17 protein-coding genes, 1 tRNA gene and 1 pseudogene are annotated in these 17,729 nt (G+C 63.5%); 8 read left to right on the top strand and 11 right to left on the bottom strand.

The window, feature by feature from the left end:
- Window positions 1–34: 34 nt before the first annotated feature.
- Both ada and AC3B5Q_RS03375 read right to left on the bottom strand, forming a co-directional pair.
- Complete coding sequence (gene ada, locus AC3B5Q_RS03380) at window positions 35–1,087, bottom strand: bifunctional DNA-binding transcriptional regulator/O6-methylguanine-DNA methyltransferase Ada (RefSeq protein ID WP_021784748.1); 1,053 nt, start codon at window positions 1,085–1,087, stop codon at window positions 35–37.
- 47 nt (window positions 1,088–1,134) lie between these two features.
- Window positions 1,135–1,761: a DNA-3-methyladenine glycosylase family protein gene (locus AC3B5Q_RS03375; RefSeq protein WP_103443471.1), complete on the bottom strand. Its 627-nt coding sequence runs from the start codon at window positions 1,759–1,761 to the stop codon at window positions 1,135–1,137.
- A 171-nt stretch (window positions 1,762–1,932) separates the two neighbouring features.
- Between AC3B5Q_RS03375 and AC3B5Q_RS03370 the strand changes: the two genes are divergently transcribed.
- Both AC3B5Q_RS03370 and AC3B5Q_RS03365 read left to right on the top strand, forming a co-directional pair.
- Window positions 1,933–2,448 carry a sigma-70 family RNA polymerase sigma factor gene (locus tag AC3B5Q_RS03370; protein WP_488392830.1) on the top strand — a complete coding sequence of 172 codons (516 nt, stop codon included), beginning with the start codon at window positions 1,933–1,935 and terminating at the stop codon, window positions 2,446–2,448.
- On the top strand, window positions 2,435–3,391 hold the full coding sequence (locus AC3B5Q_RS03365) for a FecR domain-containing protein (RefSeq protein WP_021784745.1): 957 nt from the start codon (window positions 2,435–2,437) through the stop codon (window positions 3,389–3,391). The genes AC3B5Q_RS03370 and AC3B5Q_RS03365 overlap by 14 nt, the downstream gene beginning before the upstream one ends.
- 7 nt (window positions 3,392–3,398) lie before the next feature.
- Here AC3B5Q_RS03365 and AC3B5Q_RS03360 read toward each other — a convergent pair whose 3' ends face one another.
- From AC3B5Q_RS03360 to AC3B5Q_RS03350, 3 genes are all read right to left on the bottom strand, one after another.
- A complete protein-coding gene (locus AC3B5Q_RS03360; RefSeq protein WP_014589641.1) occupies window positions 3,399–4,556 on the bottom strand; it encodes an MFS transporter in 1,158 nt (385 codons plus the stop codon).
- Between the two features lie 83 nt (window positions 4,557–4,639).
- Window positions 4,640–4,777 (bottom strand): hypothetical protein, encoded by a 138-nt coding sequence (locus AC3B5Q_RS03355; RefSeq protein ID WP_003247435.1) that lies wholly within the window; start codon window positions 4,775–4,777, stop codon window positions 4,640–4,642.
- A 100-nt stretch (window positions 4,778–4,877) separates the two neighbouring features.
- Window positions 4,878–6,092 (bottom strand): MFS transporter, encoded by a 1,215-nt coding sequence (locus tag AC3B5Q_RS03350; protein ID WP_021784743.1) that lies wholly within the window; start codon window positions 6,090–6,092, stop codon window positions 4,878–4,880.
- 166 nt (window positions 6,093–6,258) lie between these two features.
- Here AC3B5Q_RS03350 and AC3B5Q_RS03345 point away from each other — a divergent pair.
- Together AC3B5Q_RS03345 and AC3B5Q_RS03340 are read left to right on the top strand one after the other, a co-directional pair.
- Window positions 6,259–6,375, top strand: a pseudogene (locus tag AC3B5Q_RS03345) (peptide ABC transporter substrate-binding protein); the annotation flags it as partial.
- A gap of 95 nt (window positions 6,376–6,470) precedes the next feature.
- A tRNA-Met gene (locus AC3B5Q_RS03340) sits at window positions 6,471–6,547 on the top strand.
- A gap of 126 nt (window positions 6,548–6,673) precedes the next feature.
- Here the strand turns inward: AC3B5Q_RS03340 and AC3B5Q_RS03335 are convergent.
- Entirely contained in the window at window positions 6,674–7,288 is a 615-nt protein-coding gene (locus AC3B5Q_RS03335; RefSeq protein ID WP_021784741.1) for a LysE family translocator, read from the bottom strand.
- Window positions 7,289–7,496: 208 nt separating this feature from the next.
- Between AC3B5Q_RS03335 and AC3B5Q_RS03330 the strand changes: the two genes are divergently transcribed.
- On the top strand, window positions 7,497–8,414 hold the full coding sequence (locus tag AC3B5Q_RS03330) for a LysR substrate-binding domain-containing protein (protein WP_021784740.1): 918 nt from the start codon (window positions 7,497–7,499) through the stop codon (window positions 8,412–8,414).
- Here AC3B5Q_RS03330 and AC3B5Q_RS03325 read toward each other — a convergent pair.
- The 3 genes from AC3B5Q_RS03325 to AC3B5Q_RS03315 are packed head-to-tail and all read right to left on the bottom strand — an operon-like array spanning window position 8,354 to window position 10,221.
- Complete coding sequence (locus AC3B5Q_RS03325; protein WP_021784739.1) at window positions 8,354–8,929, bottom strand: YcbK family protein; 576 nt, start codon at window positions 8,927–8,929, stop codon at window positions 8,354–8,356. The genes AC3B5Q_RS03330 and AC3B5Q_RS03325 overlap by 61 nt on opposite strands.
- A gap of 57 nt (window positions 8,930–8,986) precedes the next feature.
- On the bottom strand, window positions 8,987–9,442 hold the full coding sequence (gene rimI, locus AC3B5Q_RS03320) for a ribosomal protein S18-alanine N-acetyltransferase (protein WP_004575708.1): 456 nt from the start codon (window positions 9,440–9,442) through the stop codon (window positions 8,987–8,989).
- The gene (locus tag AC3B5Q_RS03315; protein WP_031322630.1) at window positions 9,439–10,221 is read right to left on the bottom strand and encodes a hypothetical protein; all 783 of its coding nucleotides are present in this window, start codon (window positions 10,219–10,221) and stop codon (window positions 9,439–9,441) included. Before AC3B5Q_RS03315 ends, rimI begins: the two co-directional genes overlap by 4 nt.
- A gap of 914 nt (window positions 10,222–11,135) precedes the next feature.
- On the opposite strand from AC3B5Q_RS03315, the gene mksB reads away from it, so the two are divergent.
- From mksB to mksF, 3 genes are read left to right on the top strand one after another with little or no spacing between them, the layout of a single operon-like run.
- Complete coding sequence (gene mksB / locus AC3B5Q_RS03310) at window positions 11,136–12,425, top strand: Mks condensin complex protein MksB (protein WP_021784160.1); 1,290 nt, start codon at window positions 11,136–11,138, stop codon at window positions 12,423–12,425.
- A complete protein-coding gene (gene mksE, locus AC3B5Q_RS03305; RefSeq protein WP_021784161.1) occupies window positions 12,415–13,122 on the top strand; it encodes an Mks condensin complex protein MksE in 708 nt (235 codons plus the stop codon). Before mksB ends, mksE begins: the two co-directional genes overlap by 11 nt.
- Window positions 13,119–15,950 carry an Mks condensin complex protein MksF gene (gene mksF / locus AC3B5Q_RS03300; RefSeq protein ID WP_021784162.1) on the top strand — a complete coding sequence of 944 codons (2,832 nt, stop codon included), beginning with the start codon at window positions 13,119–13,121 and terminating at the stop codon, window positions 15,948–15,950. Before mksE ends, mksF begins: the two co-directional genes overlap by 4 nt.
- A gap of 171 nt (window positions 15,951–16,121) precedes the next feature.
- Here mksF and AC3B5Q_RS03295 read toward each other — a convergent pair whose 3' ends face one another.
- Together AC3B5Q_RS03295 and proB are read right to left on the bottom strand one after the other, a co-directional pair.
- Window positions 16,122–16,583, bottom strand: a complete 462-nt coding sequence (locus AC3B5Q_RS03295) for a CreA family protein (protein WP_021784163.1) — start codon at window positions 16,581–16,583, stop codon at window positions 16,122–16,124.
- Window positions 16,580–17,698 (bottom strand): glutamate 5-kinase, encoded by a 1,119-nt coding sequence (gene proB / locus AC3B5Q_RS03290; protein WP_021784164.1) that lies wholly within the window; start codon window positions 17,696–17,698, stop codon window positions 16,580–16,582. The genes AC3B5Q_RS03295 and proB overlap by 4 nt, the downstream gene beginning before the upstream one ends.
- Window positions 17,699–17,729: the final 31 nt, after the last annotated feature.

Genomic DNA, 17,729 nt, shown 5'->3' with positions numbered 1-17,729 from the left:
GATTTGGCGGGGGATTCTACGCGGCTTCGGGCAGTCAGGAGAGTGCCGTTTCTCGCTTCAGCAACTGCTGTTTGCGCTCCACGCCCCAGCGGTAGCCGCTGATATCACCATCCCGGCGTACCACGCGGTGGCAAGGGATGGCCACGGCAATAGGGTTGGCCGCGCAGGCCATGGCTACCGCCCGCACGGCCTTGGGGGCGCCAATGCGCGCGGCGATGTCGGTGTAGCTGACCCGGCTGCCGGCCGGCACCTCACGCAGCGCCTGCCACACCCGCTCCTGAAACGCGGTGCCTTGCACATCCAGCGGCAAGGCCAGGCCCAAAGCCGGCGCTTCGACGAAACCGATCACTTCGGCGACCAGCTGTTCGTAAGCGCTGTCACCGCCAATCAGGTGGGCCTTGGGGAACTGGTCCTGCAGATCGTGCAAAAGGGCCTCGGGGTCGTCACCCAGCAAGATTGCGCAGATGCCCTTGTCACTCTGGGCTACCAGTATTGCACCCAGCGAGCACTGGCCAAGGGCGAAGTGAATGGTTGCCCCGGCGCCGCCGGCGCGGTATTGCCGGGGGCGCATGCCCAGGCGCTGGTCGGCGCTTTCGTAGAAGCGGCTGTTGGAGTTGTAGCCGGCGTCGTAGATAGCATCGGTGACCGAACGCTGGCCATCTTCCAGGTGCGCACGCAGCCGCCGGGCACGGAAGGCCGTGGCATAGGCTTTGGGGGTGACCCCGGTTTCAGCCTTGAACAGCCGATGCAGGTGGAAAGGGCTGACGGCCAGCCGTGCACCGAGTTGGTCGAGGCTTGGCGCGGGGTCGCTAGCCTCGATCAAGCGGCAGGCATGGGTGACGAGCTGGCTGTGTCGGGTGGCACTGGCCTTGCTGATACAGCGTTTGCAAGCACGGTAGCCGGCAGCCTCGGCGGCCGCGGCGGTGTCGTAGAACTCGACGTTCATGCGCTTGGCCTGGCGTGATTTGCAGCCGGGGTGGCAGTAGACGCCGGTGGTACGTACGGCATAGACAAAGTGGCCCGTAGCGGCAGTGTCTCGGCACGCTACGGCTTGCCAGCGTTGGTCGGGGGTGGTGTACAGGTTCATCTATGATTCCCGGATATGTTGTTGCCTGTACAGGCGATGCAAAAACCTCAGGCCCGCCACAGGTACCAGGCCGCCACGGTACGAAACGGCCGCCAGGCGCCGCCCAGCGAGCGCATTTGTGCCGGTGTCGGCGCCTTCTCCAGCCCCTTGAGCCGCCGATACCCCTCGCGCACGCCAAAATCGTCCACTGGAAGAATGTCGGACCGCCCCAGGCTGTAGATCAGCAGCATCTCCACCGTCCACCGCCCTACTCCACGCAGCGCTACCAGGCGTTCGATCAACGCCTCGTCAGCCATGGTTAACGCCTGCTCCCGCGTGGGTACCAGGCCCTCCAGGGTGGCTTGAGCAATGCCCTGGACCGTCTCCAGCTTGCTCGCCGAAAAGCCGCAGGCACGCAGGGTTTCCGGGGTTACCGCCAGCAACTGCTCTGGCTGCGGAAAATCATCTGCCGGAAACAGCGCCAGCAACCGCCCCAGGATCGCCTCGGCGGCACGGGCGTGCAGTTGCTGGTAGGCAATCGCCCGCACCAACGCCTCATAAGGCTCACGTCCCGGCGTAGCCTGGTGCAGGCAGGGCCCGATCGCTGCGATGTGCCGCGACCAGTCCGGGTCGAGTGCTGCCAGGTGCCGTGTGGCCTCGCGATAGGCCTCGGGCGAAAGGTCGGCCAGCATCATGGCACCTCCATCAAATCGATTGCAGGTCCAGCTTAGCGCAGCCGTTCATCGGGCAAACGCCGGTTCTTGCGCAGCTAATCTTAGGCATGCCATTGCTCGGCGCCATCTTCCCCGCATAGAATTGAGAACCATTCACAATCGCAAACATCACTGGACTGGGCCTTCTCTACGATGCAGATCAACGACACGCTCAAGCCAACCGAGGTTGCTCTGCTCTACCAGTCTCACCATGCCTGGTTGCGTGGTTGGTTACGCAGCCGGATCGGTTGCAGTGAACATGCCGCAGACCTGGCCCAGGATACCTTCGTGCGGTTGTTGCGCGCCCGCCAGGTGTCGCCGCTCAAAGAACCGCGCGCCTACCTCAGCAGCATCGCCCGCGGCTTGATGATCGACCAGTTCCGCCGCCGTGCGCTGGAGCGGGCCTACCAGGAAAGCCTGGCTCACCTGCCCGAAGCAGAAGTGCCCAGCGAAGAGGATAAGCTTGTCATCCTCGATAGCCTGGAACGCCTCGACCGCGCCTTGCACCAGTTGAAACCGCGCGTGCGCCAAGCGTTCCTGCTGGCCCAGCTAGACGGTTTGAGCATCGCGCAGGTTGCCCAACGTCTGGAGGTGTCCAGGGCCACCGTTGAACGCGACCTGGCCAAGGCCCTGGGCGTCTGCTACCGGTTGCGCCATGCCGATGCCTGATGATACGCCCGCACAGGCTCAGGTCGATCAGGCCATCGACTGGCTGGTGAAGCTGCGTTTCGACAGCCCCAGCCCGCGCACCGAGCAGCAGTTTCAACACTGGCTGGCCAGCCACCCACACAACTGCCTGGCCTGGCAGCGGGTCAGTAATCTGGGCGATGAACTGGCCGGGCTGCCCAAGGACCTGAGCCGGCGCACCCTGGACGCGAGCCAGCCCCCCAAAGCCAGCCGCAGGGACCACCTGAAGTTGCTGGGGCTGTTGGCTGTGGGCGGCAGCCTGGGCTGGGCCGCGCGCGAACCGCTAGGCCTGCCACAACTGCTGGCCGACACCAGCACCGCCACAGGCGAACGGCGCCAATGGCAAGGCAGTGACGGCAGCCGTATCCAGCTCAACACCGCCAGTGCCATCGACTTGCACTACAGTGCGGAACAACGCCAGCTGAAACTGATCCATGGCGAGGTCAGCCTGGACAGCAACCCCAACGACAACCGCCCGTTCCACATCGCCACCCGTGTCGGCCCGCTGACCACCTTCGATGGCCAGCTGTTGCTACGCGAAAACGGCCAGGGCCTGCTGCTGTCGGTGCGTCGTGGTGAAGTCACGTTGTTCCCTGCCTTGGCCTCAGCGAGGCAAGTGCTGCCAGGTGAAACCCTGCAAGTCGGAACCAACGGCAGCATTCAGGCCAGAACGCTGCACAACGACCCCTGGGGCTGGACCGAAGGTGTACTCAGCGTGCAGCAGATGCCACTCGCCGAGTTTGTTACCGAACTTGGCCGCTACCGACCGGGCCTGCTGCGTTGCGCTCCAGAAGTGGCGGGCTTGAAGGTTTCAGGCACCTATCAGTTGGCTGACACCGGGCAAATCCTGCAACTGCTCACCCGCAGCCTGCCCGTGCGGGTCGAGTACAGGACGCGCTATTGGGTAAGCATCGGTGCGGCGTAAAGGGATATCACTGCGCCACAGCCCGCATCCGCCCACGTCGCCGGTATGACTGCCTGGCAAAGCACACGAACAGCCCGGCCATCAGCGCCAGCGCCATGGGCAAACCGTGGGGCGCGACATTCATGGCTGCCCCACTGACCAGCGGCCCTACCAGGCTGCCCACGCCCCACAACAAGCCCACACTGGCATTGGCAGTGACCAGGTCCTGGCCCTTGAAGCGCTGCCCGATCAGCACCAGCGCCAGGGTATAGATGCCACCCGCCACCGCGCCCAGCACTACCAACAGCGGCCACAGCAGCCAGGTCAGATTCAACAGCCAGGGCAAACCGATGCCGATCACCATCGCCACCAGCCCGCACGCCAGGTGCAGCCCGGTGCGCTCAACCCGGTCGGCCAACCAGCCCAGCGGCAGCTGGAACAGCATGTCGCCGGCAAACACCACCGTCACCATCAATGCCGCCACGCCAACGGCAAAGCCATGGCTGGTGGCGTACACCGGCAGCAGCGACAGCACCACGGCATCGAAGAACGAGAAGAACAGCACCGCCATGCACAACGCCGGAGCCACCCGGAAGAACCCGGCCAGGCCGAAGCTTTTTTCGCCCTCTTCGTGCTCGACATGGTCGTTGGGCACGGTCAGCACGATGCACAGCAACGCCAGCCCATAACAGACCGTGACGACACCCGTGATCCAAGGGCTATCGGCGCCCAGCACTGCCAGCATGGCCGGGCCGAGCACCTGAAAGCCCGTAAAGCTGGTGGCGTACAGGGCCATGATCTTGCCGCGGTTATGCTCGGGGCACAATTCGTTGACCCACGACTCGCCAAGGATGATGGCGATCCCCATGCCAAGCCCCAGGCCCAGACGCAGCAGCGCCAGCAGCCACAACGAGCCGAACGCCGACTCGAGCAAGGCGATGCTGACCGTGCACAGGCTGAAACACAGCAGATAAATGGTGCGGCGGGTGAGATGGCGGCAGCAGACGTCGACCAGAAAAGCAGAGAGCATCATGCCGGCGGCAGGGATGGCCGAGATGATGCCGATTTCCAGTGTGCTCGCCCCCGCTTCATGCAGGCGCAACGACACCAGTGGCAAGCTGGCCCCCAAACTGAAACCCACGACAGAAACGGCGAACAACAGGCCCGCCAATAAACGCATGTTCATGTACCACTCCTGGCAAACCGAAAAGACGTGCAGAAACAGGCGCGCACGCCGGGACGGCGAGCGACGCGAAAGCGCAGATCAGTTCAGGCGAGGTGTGGCGAGAAGGTGAAGGCAAACAGCACGCTGCGGCGGCGCTTGAGCACCGTGTCACTCGGCCATGCACGACGCAGTGCCTGGAAGGCAGGCTGGCGGGCGTGTGGGAGGGACTGGGTACGGCGCATTGCTTTGGCTACTACGCAGGTGATTGAAAAAGAGGCGGCACTCTAGCCACCTCCGGGAGGCGAGTCAATTGCCCGGGGGCCTGGCAGAGGCCCCCGGCGCTCAGCGTTTACCTGTACTTGGCAGGAACACCGCCAACAACCCGAACAATGGCAGGAACGAGCACAACCCGTACACATACTCGATACCACGCAGGTCTGCTACGTACCCCAACAGCGCAGCGCCAATGCCACCAAAGCCGAACATCAGGCCGAAGAAGATCCCGGCAATCATGCCCACGCTGCCCGGCACCAGTTCCTGCGCATACACCACGATCGCGGAAAACGCAGAAGCCAGGATAAAGCCGATCACCACGCTCAGTACTGTGGTCCAGAACAAATCGGCATACGGCAGCGCCAGCGTGAACGGCGCCACGCCCAATATTGAAAACCAGATGACTGCCTTGCGCCCGATACGGTCACCGATCGGCCCGCCAAAGAAGGTGCCCGCCGCCACCGCGCCGAGGAACAGGAACAGGTGCAGCTGCGAGCTGGCCACCGACACACCGAACTTCTCGATCAGGTAGAACGTAAAGTAGCTGGTGAAGCTGGCCATGTAGAAATACTTGGAGAACACCAGCAGGCCCAGCACGATCAACGCCGCAATGACCCGATTACGCGAAATGCCGTGGGTAGCCTGAACCGCCTTGCGCGCCTTGGCCTGATTGAGGTGCTCCTTGTACCAGCCGCGCAGCATCAGGGTGACGCCGAGGAAGAACAGCCCAGCCACGCCGAACCACGCCACATGGGTCTGGCCGAACGGAATGACGATGGCCGCTGCCAGCAGCGGGCCCAGAGCGGAACCGGTGTTGCCACCGACCTGGAAGGTCGATTGGGCCAGGCCGAAGCGCCCGCCCGAGGCCAACCTTGCAATACGCGAGGTTTCCGGGTGGAAGGTCGACGAGCCGATGCCCACCAGCGCCGACGCCAACAGGATCATCGGAAAGCTGCCAACGAAGGCCAGCATCACAATCCCCACCAAAGTACACAGGGTGCCTAGCGGCAGCAGATTTGGCGTGGGCCGGCGATCGGTGAAGAAGCCGACCCAAGGCTGCAACAGCGAGGCGGTGATCTGGAACGTCAGGGTGATCATGCCGATCTGGGCGAAGCTCAGGTCGTAGTTGGCCTTGAGCATCGGGTAGATCGCCGGCAGCACCGACTGGATCAGGTCGTTGATCAAGTGCGCCAAGGCGCAGAAACCGATGATACGCATCACCAACGGCGTGGCTTGGCTTGCCGCTACCGGGGTGGGTGCGGTGGAGGCACTACTGGTGGCCATTTACCTAAATCTCCGTCCTCAGGTTTGGGATCCGATTATCGGGAAACAAATAGATACATAGCTACCTTTTTATTCGCCTGTTGCCACACGCTTGAAAACGACTGCATCTGGTGCAGGGCACTCGCTTGCAGATAGCCCGCCATGCAGGGCGAGCAGCGGATGGTCTCGGCGGGTGTGCGGCGCCTTCTACCTCGACCGGCGTGGCCAAAGCCTGCAATCCCTGGCTGCAACCCAGCAGCTGCAGTTGCTGGACGTGCGCGGGCACTGGCTTCTGGTGCACTGAAACCGGGGCTGGCCGCTAAGTTTTTGAAAGCGTGCAAATTTTTTTTGAAATGAGTGTTGACAGAGGGGGCGTTCAAGAGAATAATGCGCGCCATCGGCTACATAGCTCAGTTGGTTAGAGCATAGCATTCATAATGCTGGGGTCCGGGGTTCAAGTCCCTGTGTAGCCACCAAACAAGACGAAGGGCTTACCGCAAGGTAAGCCCTTTTTCTTTGCCTGCAAAAAAGTTCGCTGACACCAGCGTAAAACCCTTCCAGCAGCAGCCTCGAATCTCAGCTTGGCTACTGCAATCGCCGCCTCAACGCATTCCGGTCACCGCCACAGCCAGGCCAAGCCCGATCAATGCCAGACCAATGGCCCGGTCCACCAGCACTTGCCGCTCGATCATCGCCTTGCGCAATGCCGTACTGGAGAAAAATACCGCCACCAGGCTGAACCACAGCCAATGGGCAACGGACATGAACGCACCGTAGGCGAAGTTCAGCGTCAACGGGCTGCCAGGCTGTACCACCTGGGTGAAGGCACTGATGACAAACAACATGGTCTTGGGGTTGAGGGCATTGGTCAGAAAGCCGGTGCGCAGCGCTTGCAGTACGCCGGCAGCGGACCGGCCAACCCCGTCCAGGCTGATGCGCCGGGTGTTGGTCAATGACTTGTACCCCAGGTAGATCAGGTAGCCCGCACCCAGCACTTTCATGATCAGGAACAGCGCCGGGCTCTGGCTGATGATTACGGCAATGCCCAACACCGTGTACAACACATGCACCTGCACCCCCAGGGCGATGCCTACGGCAGCAGCCAGCCCGGCCTTGCGCCCCTGTGCATAACTGCTGCGGGTGACCATGGCGAAGTCTGCGCCGGGGCTTATGACGGCGAGCAAGGTGAACAGGGCGACTGCAATGAGTTCGGTCATGCTGAGGGCTCTCGATAGGCGATGGAAATGCACAGACCGCCAATTATCAAGCGCTTACCGACGCGGAAAAATCGATTTATGCTGAGATAAATCTGATAGTTTTTTTCACAGACATTTACAGCCTGCCTGGGCCTCTTCGCGGGTAAACCCGCTCCCACATGCCACCTATTTACCCGCGAAGAGGCCGGCACAGCTGAACCGGGATATCATGAAACTGCCGCCACTCAACGCCTTCCGCTACTTCGACATCGCCGCCCAGACCGAGAGCTTCGTGCGCGCCGCCGAGCACTTGCACGTCACTCACGGCGCGGTCAGCCGCCAAATACGCCTGCTGGAAGAAAGCCTTGGTGTGGAACTGTTCGAGCGCCGCAACCGGGCCATTTTCCTCACCCCCGCCGGCCGTGCCCTGCAAGGCACCACCCAGGCGATCTTCGAGCAGCTGGAGGGTGCCGTGCAGCGTTTGCAGCACCAGGTCCGCGACAATGTGCTTGTGCTGTCCTGCGAGCCGACCATCGCCATGCGTTGGCTGATCCCGCGCTTACCGAGATTCCATGCCGCCCACCCCGACCTTCAGTTGCACCTGGTAGCCGCAGGCGGCCCGCTGGACTTCGCCCGCAGCGGTATCGACCTGGCAATTCGCCGCGACGACTTCCACTGGGACAACCAGCTGTACAGCCAGAAAATCTGCGACGAATGGATCGGCCCGGTTTGCCACGCCGCCTCCCCTGCCCTCCTTGAAGGCCAACGGCTGCTGCACAGCGCCACCCGTCCCACTGCCTGGCCCACCTGGCTGCGGCTGAGCGGCCAGCAGACGAGACACAGCGAACGCAGCGACTACGAACATTTCTACCTGTCGATTCAGGCCGCCAGCGCCGGCCTGGGCCTGGCCATTGCCTCAGCCCTGATGGTGCGCGACGAACTCGACAGCGGGCAGTTGCAGGCGCCGTACGGTTTTGTACGCGATGGCTCGGCCTACCACCTGCTCAGCCCACAGCCCCTGCCCGACAGCGACAAGTGCCAGCGCTTCGCCGAGTGGATAATGGACGAATGCCGGGGTTGCCTGGCTCATTTGGGCTTGATGCAGAACGACGACCCGGCACTGCCATCGCCACCCCAGGTGCGATAGCCGGCGGTATCCACATGAATGCGGCCTGATGGGTAGCGGCCCAGGCCCATGTTCCAGGCTTGGCCGTGCTGCTGCCAGAAACGGCACAGCGGATTGGGATCGGCCCAGGCCGGCAGCAGTATGTCGACGGCGAACGCGCGGGTATGCGCACTGTTGGCTGCCCCGCCCGCACAGGCGTTCAGACGCGGCTCACGGTAAGCCGAAACCACCTCGAACTGGCGCAGGATGCCTTGGTCGTCGAGTGCATTGATCAACGCGAGGGTCGAGCGTACAGCCGCCCAATTGGCGGGGGGCGGTACGGCGAAAGGCGATGCGCTGCACTGTCTCCAGTCCGATGCCGAGCGCAGCAACTGGTGAATTGGCACTACACCGTAAAGCCGGGCATCTACCAGCATTTCACGGAAGGGGCGGGTTTGATGATCACCCGCCCACTGGGCGAACATCCACACGTCGCGCTCGTCTGCGTGGGCCGCGCTTGCTACACACAGGCCCGCTGCCAGAAGCAGTTTTCTCATTTTTTATCCGTCCCTGCCGAGAACAAAGCCTGCGCGCCCGGGTACACCCCTGCAAAGTCAGTCTTCGAACAGGGTGCAGGCCATCACCAGGGCGTCTTCACGGCCGCCGGCGATCGGATAATAGTCGCGGCGGCGGCCAATTTCGTTGAAACCGTAACGTTCGTATAAACGATAGGCCGACTGATTGCTGGCGCGCACTTCCAGGAAGCATTCGCGGCCATTGAGCTGATAGGCCCGGGCCATCAGGTGCTCGAGCAGACGCAGGCCCAGGCCGCAGCCTTGGTTTTCCGGTTTTACGGTGATGTTGAGCAGGTGCGCTTCGTCGATGATCACGTTGATCACGCCATGACCCACTTGCTGCTGGCCGTCGAACATCAGCCAGACTTCGTACGATTTGAGCGCATCCTGAAAGATTCCACGGGTCCAAGGATGACTGAACGCGGCATATTCGATCTTAAGTACGGCATCCAGATCCGCCTCGGTCATCGGGCGGAAGCTGATTGAGTCACTCATTCAACGCTCTTCCAGCGCGCCATCAGCTGGCGCATGGCTTTCCAGACGTCCGCCTTGCGTTGCGGCTCGTCCATCAACAGTTCAAGGCCCGGCAATGCCCAGGCGTCGCCCAGGCTGTCAAGCGTCAGGGTTTGGTAGTAGGCCTCGGCGTCGGCATTGGCGGCAAAACGCAATGCAGGCAGGCCGACCAGCCACAGACAGGTACACGGGGCGTCTTCCAGGCGGGCCTGAACGAAGCCCTGGACGAAATCGCGCGCAGCCTCCGGCCCCTGGTCCATGTTGCCGCGCACCAGCAGTGGCCAGCGAACCGGCTCGCCGATGATCTGCGGGGCGTCGGGCAGGCCGGCGGCGCGCAGCATGTCCTTGAGCAGCAGGTAGGAGGGGTCGCGGCTTTGGAACGGCTGGCCGGTGGCCAGCTCCACCAGCAGCAAGCAACTGCCGGCGCGCAACAACTGTAGCGAGAAGCGCGGTGGCGGCACGGGCACCGGGCGCGGAGCTGCGGGCTCTTGTGCTTCGGCGGGCTTGACGGCGGGTTTGGGCACACTGCCCGGCCGCGGGATCTCGATTTTCGGCCGCTCGCCGGAACGGGCCTGGGGGATGACGGGCGTTTCGTTGGTTGCCGACGCCGGCCGGACTTCGAAATCGATGTCCTCGACCGGCGCAACCGGCAGCAGCAGTTCGGGCCGCGACGGTGCGGCGAACGGCAGCTCGGCGCGCGGCAGCCAGTGCACCACTTGCATGGCGGAAAGGTAGGCGCGGCGACGGGGTTCGGTCAGCAAGGGGCGGGTATCCGAGGGGGTGACGGCAATTAGGCATTCTAACGTGTACGCCGTGGTTTTTGCAGCGCCTATCAGACCGAGCGCCGCCCGCGCGGCGCATCGCGAGCTACGCTCGCTCCTACGTTTGTTTCGGGCCAATTATTCCTGTGCCATTTGCGCGCGAACGCCTTGGCGCATGGCGCAATATCACGTCTTACAAACAAGGCGGTCGCGCGCGCCCGTCACAGGCGTTACTGGCCCGAAACAAACGTAGGAGCGAGCGCAGCTCGCGATGCGCCGCGCGGGCGGCGCTCGATCTCGACCCCACCCTCACCCCCCGCCATACACCTACACACCACAGAATATCGCGTCGTACAAACAAGGCGGTCGCGCACGCCTGCCACAGACATTACTGGCCCGAAACAAACGTAGGAGCGAGCGCAGCTCGCGATGCGCCGCGCGGGCGGCGCTCGGTCTCCCAGGCGACGCACCTCTACCGCCATACCCTCAAGGCCACACCGCCTGGCATGACGTTGCGCAATGGCCGGGTGTGCTTGCCGTGGGTTTTTTGGGGGGGGCAGAAATCGAGCGCCGCCCGCGCGGCGCATCGCGAGCTGCGCTCGCTCCTACGTTTGTTTCTGGCCAGTAACGCCAGTGACAGGCGCGCGCGACCGTTTTGTTTGTACGACACAATATCGCGCCAAGCGCCAAGGCGCCCGCGCGCAAATCCCCCAGAAATAACTGGCCCGAAACAAACGAGCGAGCGCAGCTCGCGATGCGCCGCGCGGGCGGCGCTCGATCTCGCCCCCACCCTCAAACCCCCGCCATACACCTACACACCACAAGGTTATCCCTCATTACAGACCAAGGGGTAAAAACCACCCCCGCGAATGCAGTACAATCGCCCCCTTTTTCTTGGCAACGAGTCGAAGCCAATGATCGAACCCAAGCGCGTCCTGCGCGCCCTAGCCGAACACTGGGCCCTGATCGAGCCGCTGTGCGAGCGTTTCGACCAGGGCACCCTGAGCCTGGTCGAACTGCGCCAGCATGTGGCTCGCCAGCAGCTCGAAAGCACCCCGCAGGACATCACCCAGCTACTCGACGTTTGGATCCGCCTGGATATCCTGGTCCCGGTGGCCAAAAGCCCGAACCGTTTCGAGCTCAACGCGCAGATCCACGACTTCCTCGCCTACCTGCGCCGCGAACACCGGCTGGGCCTGTGCCTGGAGATCGAAGCCTACTTGCGCCACCTGGAGCGCCTGGCCGGGCACATCCAGGATGCCTTCGACAACCGCGACAGCGACGACCTGGCACGCCAGCTGCGCCTGCTCGACATGCGCGTGCGCGATGTGCTGAAAAAGCTCGACAACGACGAGCAGGCACTGGTGGCCGTGGCCGAACGGGCCAAGACCAGCAACCGCCAGATTCCGCTGCGCCAGCGTTATGCCGAAGTGCTGGCCACCTGGGACGAATACGTCGAGCCGATGATCCAGCTGGTCAACGCCGACGGCGCCTTCGAGCAGGGTGTACGCAAGGTCGAGACCGTGCTGCTGAAACTGCTGGGCGAACAAGCGCGCCTGGGCCACTTGGTCGACGACGACATGCTGCTGCGCACCCACGCGCGCATCCTGGAAATGCAGACCAACGCACAGTTGACCCTGCGCCACGCCCGCGAACTGCTGCTGCCGCTGCGCGAAGAAGCCCGCCGGCACAACGCCGTGACCCGCGGCGCGGCGCTGGCCCTGTCGGTGATCCGACGCAAGGGCATCGATGCCGTGCCGCAAGCGGCCATGCCGATGTTCACCCGCCCGCAAAGCACCTTCCTTGGCAGTGCCAGCCAGGTCGAGGCCTACGTTTACGCACTGGCCCGCTTCGAGCCCAAACCGGCGCGTTTCCCCAAAGCCCACAAGACCCAGTCCGACGCCCTGCCCCGTGCTCCGCGCACGGTCAAGGAAATGACCGAACGCTGCGAACAGGCCCTGCCACTGCCCGACCTGATGGTCTGGCTGCTGGAGCAGGAGCCCGAAGGCGCCACCGATGAGCTGCTGTACTGGTTCTCGCGTCTTTCGCGGGAAAAGCGCTTCAAGCGCGAACGCCTCGACCGCCGCGAATACACAACTCAGGAACACCTGGTCAGCCTGCGTTCGTTCGCCCTGACCTCCAGCCGCGAAGACGCCCCCAGCGCGCCTACCGAACCCAACGCGAGCCCAGCCCATGCATCTTGATCTTTCCGAACTGTCCCAGCTCGCGCCGATCTTCCGCGAGCTGTTCAAAGGCTTCCACATCAGCCGGCGCGACCCTGAGCTGTACGCCCAGCTGTCGAACTTCCAGGACCAGTACCGCACCCTGTTCAAGGCCCTGGGCTTCGAGCTGGTATGCGACACCCGTGGTTTCTACTACTTCGTGCCGGACATGACCGCCGCGCAGGTCAACAAGACCGCGCAGCGCCTGTCGCTGTTCACCTTCATTCTGGTCGAGCACCTTGCTGACCAGGGCCGCGACCCGATGGCCGTGCTCGACGGCGGTAGCATCGGCCGCGACGAACTGCCCTCGCTGCTGGACAAGTACCGCGACCTGTTCCTGCAGGCCGAAGTGCAGACCGTGGACGAGCTGGAAGAAAAAATCCTGCGGCGCATGACCCAGCTCGGCTTCGCCCATGAGGAAGGCGGCATCTACCGCTTCCTGCCGCCCATGCACCGCTTCCTCGATGTGTGCCTTGCAGTGCAGCAGGACCGCGACCTGGCCGCCACCCTGCACAGCGACCTGCCGCTGCCGACCCCGGTACTGGTCGAGGAAGAAAGCGCCGAAGAACTCAACCGCACCGACGACCCGCTCGACCTCACGCCTTTCCAGGGCGAGGAAAGCGAAGAGGACGCCCTGGCCCGGGCCATCCGCGAAGAGCAACAGGAGATTGACGCATGAGCCAGGAACGCTACGGCATCCGCCGCTTCGCATTGCTCAACACCGCCGGCTACAGCCTTGGCCTGTTCCCGCTGGAGCACCCGCTGTCGGTATACGGCGCCAACAACCTGGGTAAATCGGCGTCGATCAACGCCCTGCAGTTCCCGATCCTGGCACGCATGTCGGACATGAGTTTCGGCAAATACAGCCTTGAGCAGTCGCGCCGCTTCTACTTCGCCAGCGACACTTCGTACATTCTCTGCGAACTGAGCCTGCCCCACGGCCCGCACGTGATCGGTGTGGTCGGGCGCGGTCCGGGCGGCGGTTTCGGCCACCAGTTCTTCGCCTACAAGGGCGAACTGGACCTGGCCCACTACCAGAAGAACGACACCTGCCTGCGTCAGAAAGAGCTGTTCACCAACCTTGAACGCCTGGGTATCAAGGCTTACGAACTGAAGCCGGACGAACTGCGCCGACTACTGGTGGGCGGCCACACCTCGGTGCCGCTGGACCTGACCATGATCCCGCTGCGCTCCACCAGCGAGCAAAGCCTGAAAACCTTCCGCGCGCTGTTCATCAATCTGCTGCACATGCGTGAAATCACCGCCGCCAAACTCAAGCAACTGTTCCTCGACGCCTTCGAGCACAGCCTGCGTTCCGGCAGCGTCGACTACATCGCTGCGTGCGAGGAAGCCTTCCGCGACGTACGCCGCATGGAGCAGGACTACAACGCCCTGGTCGCTGCCGGCCCGCTGGTCGAGGCCCTGGCCGGCGGTGTGGCCCAGCGGGACATCCTGCGTGGCAAGCTGCACCGCATTTCGCCTGTGCTCGACACCCTGCTGGGCACCTGGCAGGAATACGCCATGGCGCGCAAGGAAGAGCTGGTCATCCAGTCCGAGCACTACCGTGGTGAGCAGGACCGCCTGCAAAACGACCAGCGCGGCGGCACCCAGGAGCTGATGCGCCTGGAGCGTGAAATCAGCGGTATCCAGCGCTGGCTAGGCGAGCTGTCGGTGCTCAAGCACCGCTTTGCGCTGGTCGACGACGTCAAGGTGCTGGAACAGCAACTGCTGGCGGCCAAAGACGCCCACGACGAACTGGCCGGTGCTCTGGCCCAGTCACGACAGTTCAGTGCCGAAGACCTCGACGAGCGCGTACGCGACCTGGAAAAACGCCTGAAGCAGGTCAAGCAGCAGCTGGATCACGCTGACAACAACAGCTACGCCCGCCTGCGCGAAGAGTTCTCGCAACAGGACGTGGACCGCCTGATGCGCCTGTTCAACGGCGCATTGTTCAGCCTGCCGCTGGGCGACCGCGGCATCGAGCTGGACGATAGCGACCTGTGGGTGAAGTCGCTGGAAGCGGTGCTCGACGGCTTCAAGGGCGAGCGCTTCGAGGCCCCCGGCCTGGCCATCGATCTGACCCACATCGACCCGCCGGCCCTGCAGGCCCTGGCCGACCGCGCCGCCCTGCGCGACCAGAAAGAGCGCCTGGAAAAAGAGCTCAAGCAGCTAAAAACCCAGCAGGCCGTGGCCGCCGACCGCTCCGCCTCCAAAGCGCAGACCGAAACCCTGTACCAGGAAGTGCTGGACGCGCAGAAGGCGCTGGAAGACTTCCGCCGCAGCCAGACCCTCGCCGCCGAAGAGCCCGAGAAACTGGAACAGCTCTCGCAACTGGAAGCGGCCCAGGACGAACTCAAGCGCTCCAGCGACGCCTTCACCGAGCGCGTCCAGCAGCTGTCAGCCAAGTTGCAACTGGTCGGCCGCCAGCTCGGCGACCTCGAGTCCAAGCAGCGCACCCTGGAAGACGCCCTGCGCCGTCGCCAACTGCTGCCGGCCGACCTGCCCTATGGCACGCCATACATGGAAGCCATCGACGACTCGATGGACAACCTGCTGCCGCTGCTCAATGACTACCAGGACAGCTGGCAAGGCCTGCAGCGGGTGGACAATCAGATCGAGGCGCTGTACGCCCAGGTGCGCCTGAAGGGCGTGGCCAAGTTCGACAGCGAAGACGACATGGAACGCCGCCTGCAACTGCTGGTGAACGCCTACGCGCACCGTACCGATGAAGCCCTGACCTTGGCCAAGGCACGCCGCGCCGCGGTCACCGACATCGCCCGAACCCTGCGCAACATCCGCAGCGACTACGACAGCCTCGAGCACCAGCTGGCCCTGTTCAACCGCGAGATCAACAAGCGCCAGGTGTCCAACCTGGAAAGCTTCCGCGTGGTACTGGCGCCGAACAAGGAAGCGCTCAAGCACATCGACCAGATTATCCACAGTGCCGGTCAGTACGAAGAAGGCGAAACCCTGTCGGTCTTCGACCTGACCCAGAGTGCCGATCAGGACAACAAGAACGAGGAGGCCAAGGAGTACCTGGCACGGCTGGTAGCGGCCAACCACAACCAGCTGGGCCTGAAGGACCTGTTCGAGCTGGCGTTCGAGATCACCAAGGTCAATGGCCAGCCGGTCATCCACGCCGACATCGACGGTGCGGCGTCCAACGGCACCACCATGACCATCAAGGCGCTGACCAACATGTACCTGTTGCTGCACCTGATGGACCGTGACCTGGCCGGGCGCATTCGCCTGCCATACTACCTGGACGAAGCGGCAGACATCGACGAACGCAACCAGGCGGCACTGCTGGAGACCAGCCTGCAACTGGGCTTCGTGCCGATTCTGGCGAGTGTGAAACCACAGGTATCGGCACACGTTGCGATCGACCTGGAAGGTGGCAGCGGGCCGAACGGCATCTACATCGACGAGGCGGACTGGAAGTTCATCAGCCGGCTGGATGAAGTGAAGGCGGTTGTGCGTGAGGATCAGGCCGAGGAACTGGCCTGAGATAGCTGGGGCCGCTTTGCGGCCCTATCCTGCATGCGCTGATCCCTGTGGGAGCGGGCTTGCCCGCGAACACGGGCGAAGCCCGTGCCATCCACGGCGGTGTCTTCTTCGCGGGTAAACCGCTTGTGTCGCGATAGGAGGCCGACGGCCTCCCGGCAACCTACCAGGCTATCAATGAGCCCAAGGCAGGATCGGAATGGCAGTCACCGCATTCTGCGGACTGCCTTCGATCATGCGGTCGCTGTACACCAGGTACACCAGCGTATTGCGCTTCTTGTCGAGAAAGCGCACCACCTGCATGGTCTTGAACACCAGCGAGGTACGTTCCTTGAACACTTCCTCGCCATCTTTGAGCTCACCCTTGAAGTTGATCGGCCCGACCTGACGACAGGCAATCGATGCCTCCGCCCGGTCCTCGGCCAGCCCCAAGCCCCCCTTCACCCCGCCAGTCTTGGCCCGCGACAGGTAGCACGTCACGCCCTCTACCTTAGGGTCGTCGAACGCCTCGACCACAATGCGGTCGTTCGGCCCGAGGAACTTGAACACGGTAGACACCCGGCCGACCTCTTCAGCGCCGGCCAGCATCGGCAGCACGAACGCTGCCACAGCGATTACCTTCTTCAGCGGGCTCATACCAGCACCAGGTTGTCGCGGTGTACAAGTTCCGGCTCGGCGCTGTAACCAAGGATCGACTCGATGGCGTCGGACGACTGACCAATGATCTTCTGCGCCTCCAGGGCGCTGTAGTTGGCCAGGCCGCGAGCCACTTCAAGGCCGTCCGGGCCGACGCACACCACCATCTCGCCACGACGGAAGCTGCCCTGCACAGTCTTCACGCCAACCGGCAGCAAACTCTTGTTGGCCTGACGCAGCGCTTGCACGGCACCGGCATCCAGCACCAGGGTGCCACGGGTTTGCAGGTGACCGGCCAGCCATTGCTTGCGCGCCGCGAGCATGCCGCGCTCGGGCGACAGCAAGGTGCCCAGGCGCTCGCCCGCCTTCAGGCGGTCCAGCACGCGCTCGATGCGACCACCGATGATGATGGTGTGGGCACCGGAACGGGCAGCCAGGCGCGCCGCACGCAGCTTGGTCTGCATGCCGCCACGGCCCAGGGCACCACCGGTACTACCGGCCACGGCATCCAGTGAGGGGTCGTCGGCACGGGCTTCGTAGATCAACTGCGCTTCGGGGTTGTTGCGCGGGTCGGCATCGAACATACCATCGCGGTCGGTGAGGATCACCAGCAGGTCGGCCTCGACCAGGTTGGCCACCAGCGCCGCCAGGGTGTCGTTGTCGCCAAAGCGGATCTCGTCGGTGACCACGGTGTCGTTTTCGTTGATCACCGGCACCACACCCAGATCAACCAAGGTGCGCAGGGTGCTGCGGGCATTCAGGTAACGCTTGCGGTCGGACAGGTCGTCATGGGTCAGCAGGATCTGCGCGGTGTGCTTCCCGTGCTCCCCGAAGCTCGACTCCCAGGCTTGCACCAGGCGCATCTGGCCGAGCGAGGCAGCCGCCTGCAGCTCGTTCATCGCACTCGGTCGCTTGGTCCAGCCCAGCTGGCTCATGCCGGCAGCCACGGCCCCGGAGGAGACCAGTACCAACTCCACGCCTGCCTCACGCAGCGCGACCATCTGCTCGACCCAAACGGCCATTGCACCGCGGTCGAGGCCCTTGCCATCGGCGGTCAGCAGAGCACTGCCAATCTTAACGACCCAGCGCTTGGCGCCCGTCACCTTGCTTCGCATCTTCTTCCAACCTATGTCGAATCTGTAGATA

The sequence above is a fragment of the Pseudomonas sp. D5(2026) genome, assembly GCF_057766845.1.
This window is presented reverse-complemented; position numbering and strand designations above follow the sequence as displayed.

Excerpts from the sequence above, each read along its gene's own strand:
- AC3B5Q_RS03355 (WP_003247435.1), bottom strand. The coding sequence starts at position 4,777 with ATGCGCCGTACCCAGTCCCTCCCACACGCCCGCCAGCCTGCCTTCCAG.
- AC3B5Q_RS03335 (WP_021784741.1), bottom strand. The coding sequence starts at position 7,288 with ATGACCGAACTCATTGCAGTCGCCCTGTTCACCTTGCTCGCCGTCATA.
- AC3B5Q_RS03375 (WP_103443471.1), bottom strand. The coding sequence starts at position 1,761 with ATGATGCTGGCCGACCTTTCGCCCGAGGCCTATCGCGAGGCCACACGG.
- AC3B5Q_RS03365 (WP_021784745.1), top strand. The coding sequence starts at position 2,435 with ATGCCGATGCCTGATGATACGCCCGCACAGGCTCAGGTCGATCAGGCC.
- proB (WP_021784164.1), bottom strand. The coding sequence starts at position 17,698 with ATGCGAAGCAAGGTGACGGGCGCCAAGCGCTGGGTCGTTAAGATTGGC.
- AC3B5Q_RS03360 (WP_014589641.1), bottom strand. The coding sequence starts at position 4,556 with ATGAACATGCGTTTATTGGCGGGCCTGTTGTTCGCCGTTTCTGTCGTG.
- mksE (WP_021784161.1), top strand. The coding sequence starts at position 12,415 with ATGCATCTTGATCTTTCCGAACTGTCCCAGCTCGCGCCGATCTTCCGC.
- AC3B5Q_RS03295 (WP_021784163.1), bottom strand. The coding sequence starts at position 16,583 with ATGAGCCCGCTGAAGAAGGTAATCGCTGTGGCAGCGTTCGTGCTGCCG.
- AC3B5Q_RS03330 (WP_021784740.1), top strand. The coding sequence starts at position 7,497 with ATGAAACTGCCGCCACTCAACGCCTTCCGCTACTTCGACATCGCCGCC.
- AC3B5Q_RS03370 (WP_488392830.1), top strand. The coding sequence starts at position 1,933 with ATGCAGATCAACGACACGCTCAAGCCAACCGAGGTTGCTCTGCTCTAC.
- mksB (WP_021784160.1), top strand. The coding sequence starts at position 11,136 with ATGATCGAACCCAAGCGCGTCCTGCGCGCCCTAGCCGAACACTGGGCC.
- AC3B5Q_RS03325 (WP_021784739.1), bottom strand. The coding sequence starts at position 8,929 with ATGAGAAAACTGCTTCTGGCAGCGGGCCTGTGTGTAGCAAGCGCGGCC.
- ada (WP_021784748.1), bottom strand. The coding sequence starts at position 1,087 with ATGAACCTGTACACCACCCCCGACCAACGCTGGCAAGCCGTAGCGTGC.
- rimI (WP_004575708.1), bottom strand. The coding sequence starts at position 9,442 with ATGAGTGACTCAATCAGCTTCCGCCCGATGACCGAGGCGGATCTGGAT.
- AC3B5Q_RS03350 (WP_021784743.1), bottom strand. The coding sequence starts at position 6,092 with ATGGCCACCAGTAGTGCCTCCACCGCACCCACCCCGGTAGCGGCAAGC.
- mksF (WP_021784162.1), top strand. The coding sequence starts at position 13,119 with ATGAGCCAGGAACGCTACGGCATCCGCCGCTTCGCATTGCTCAACACC.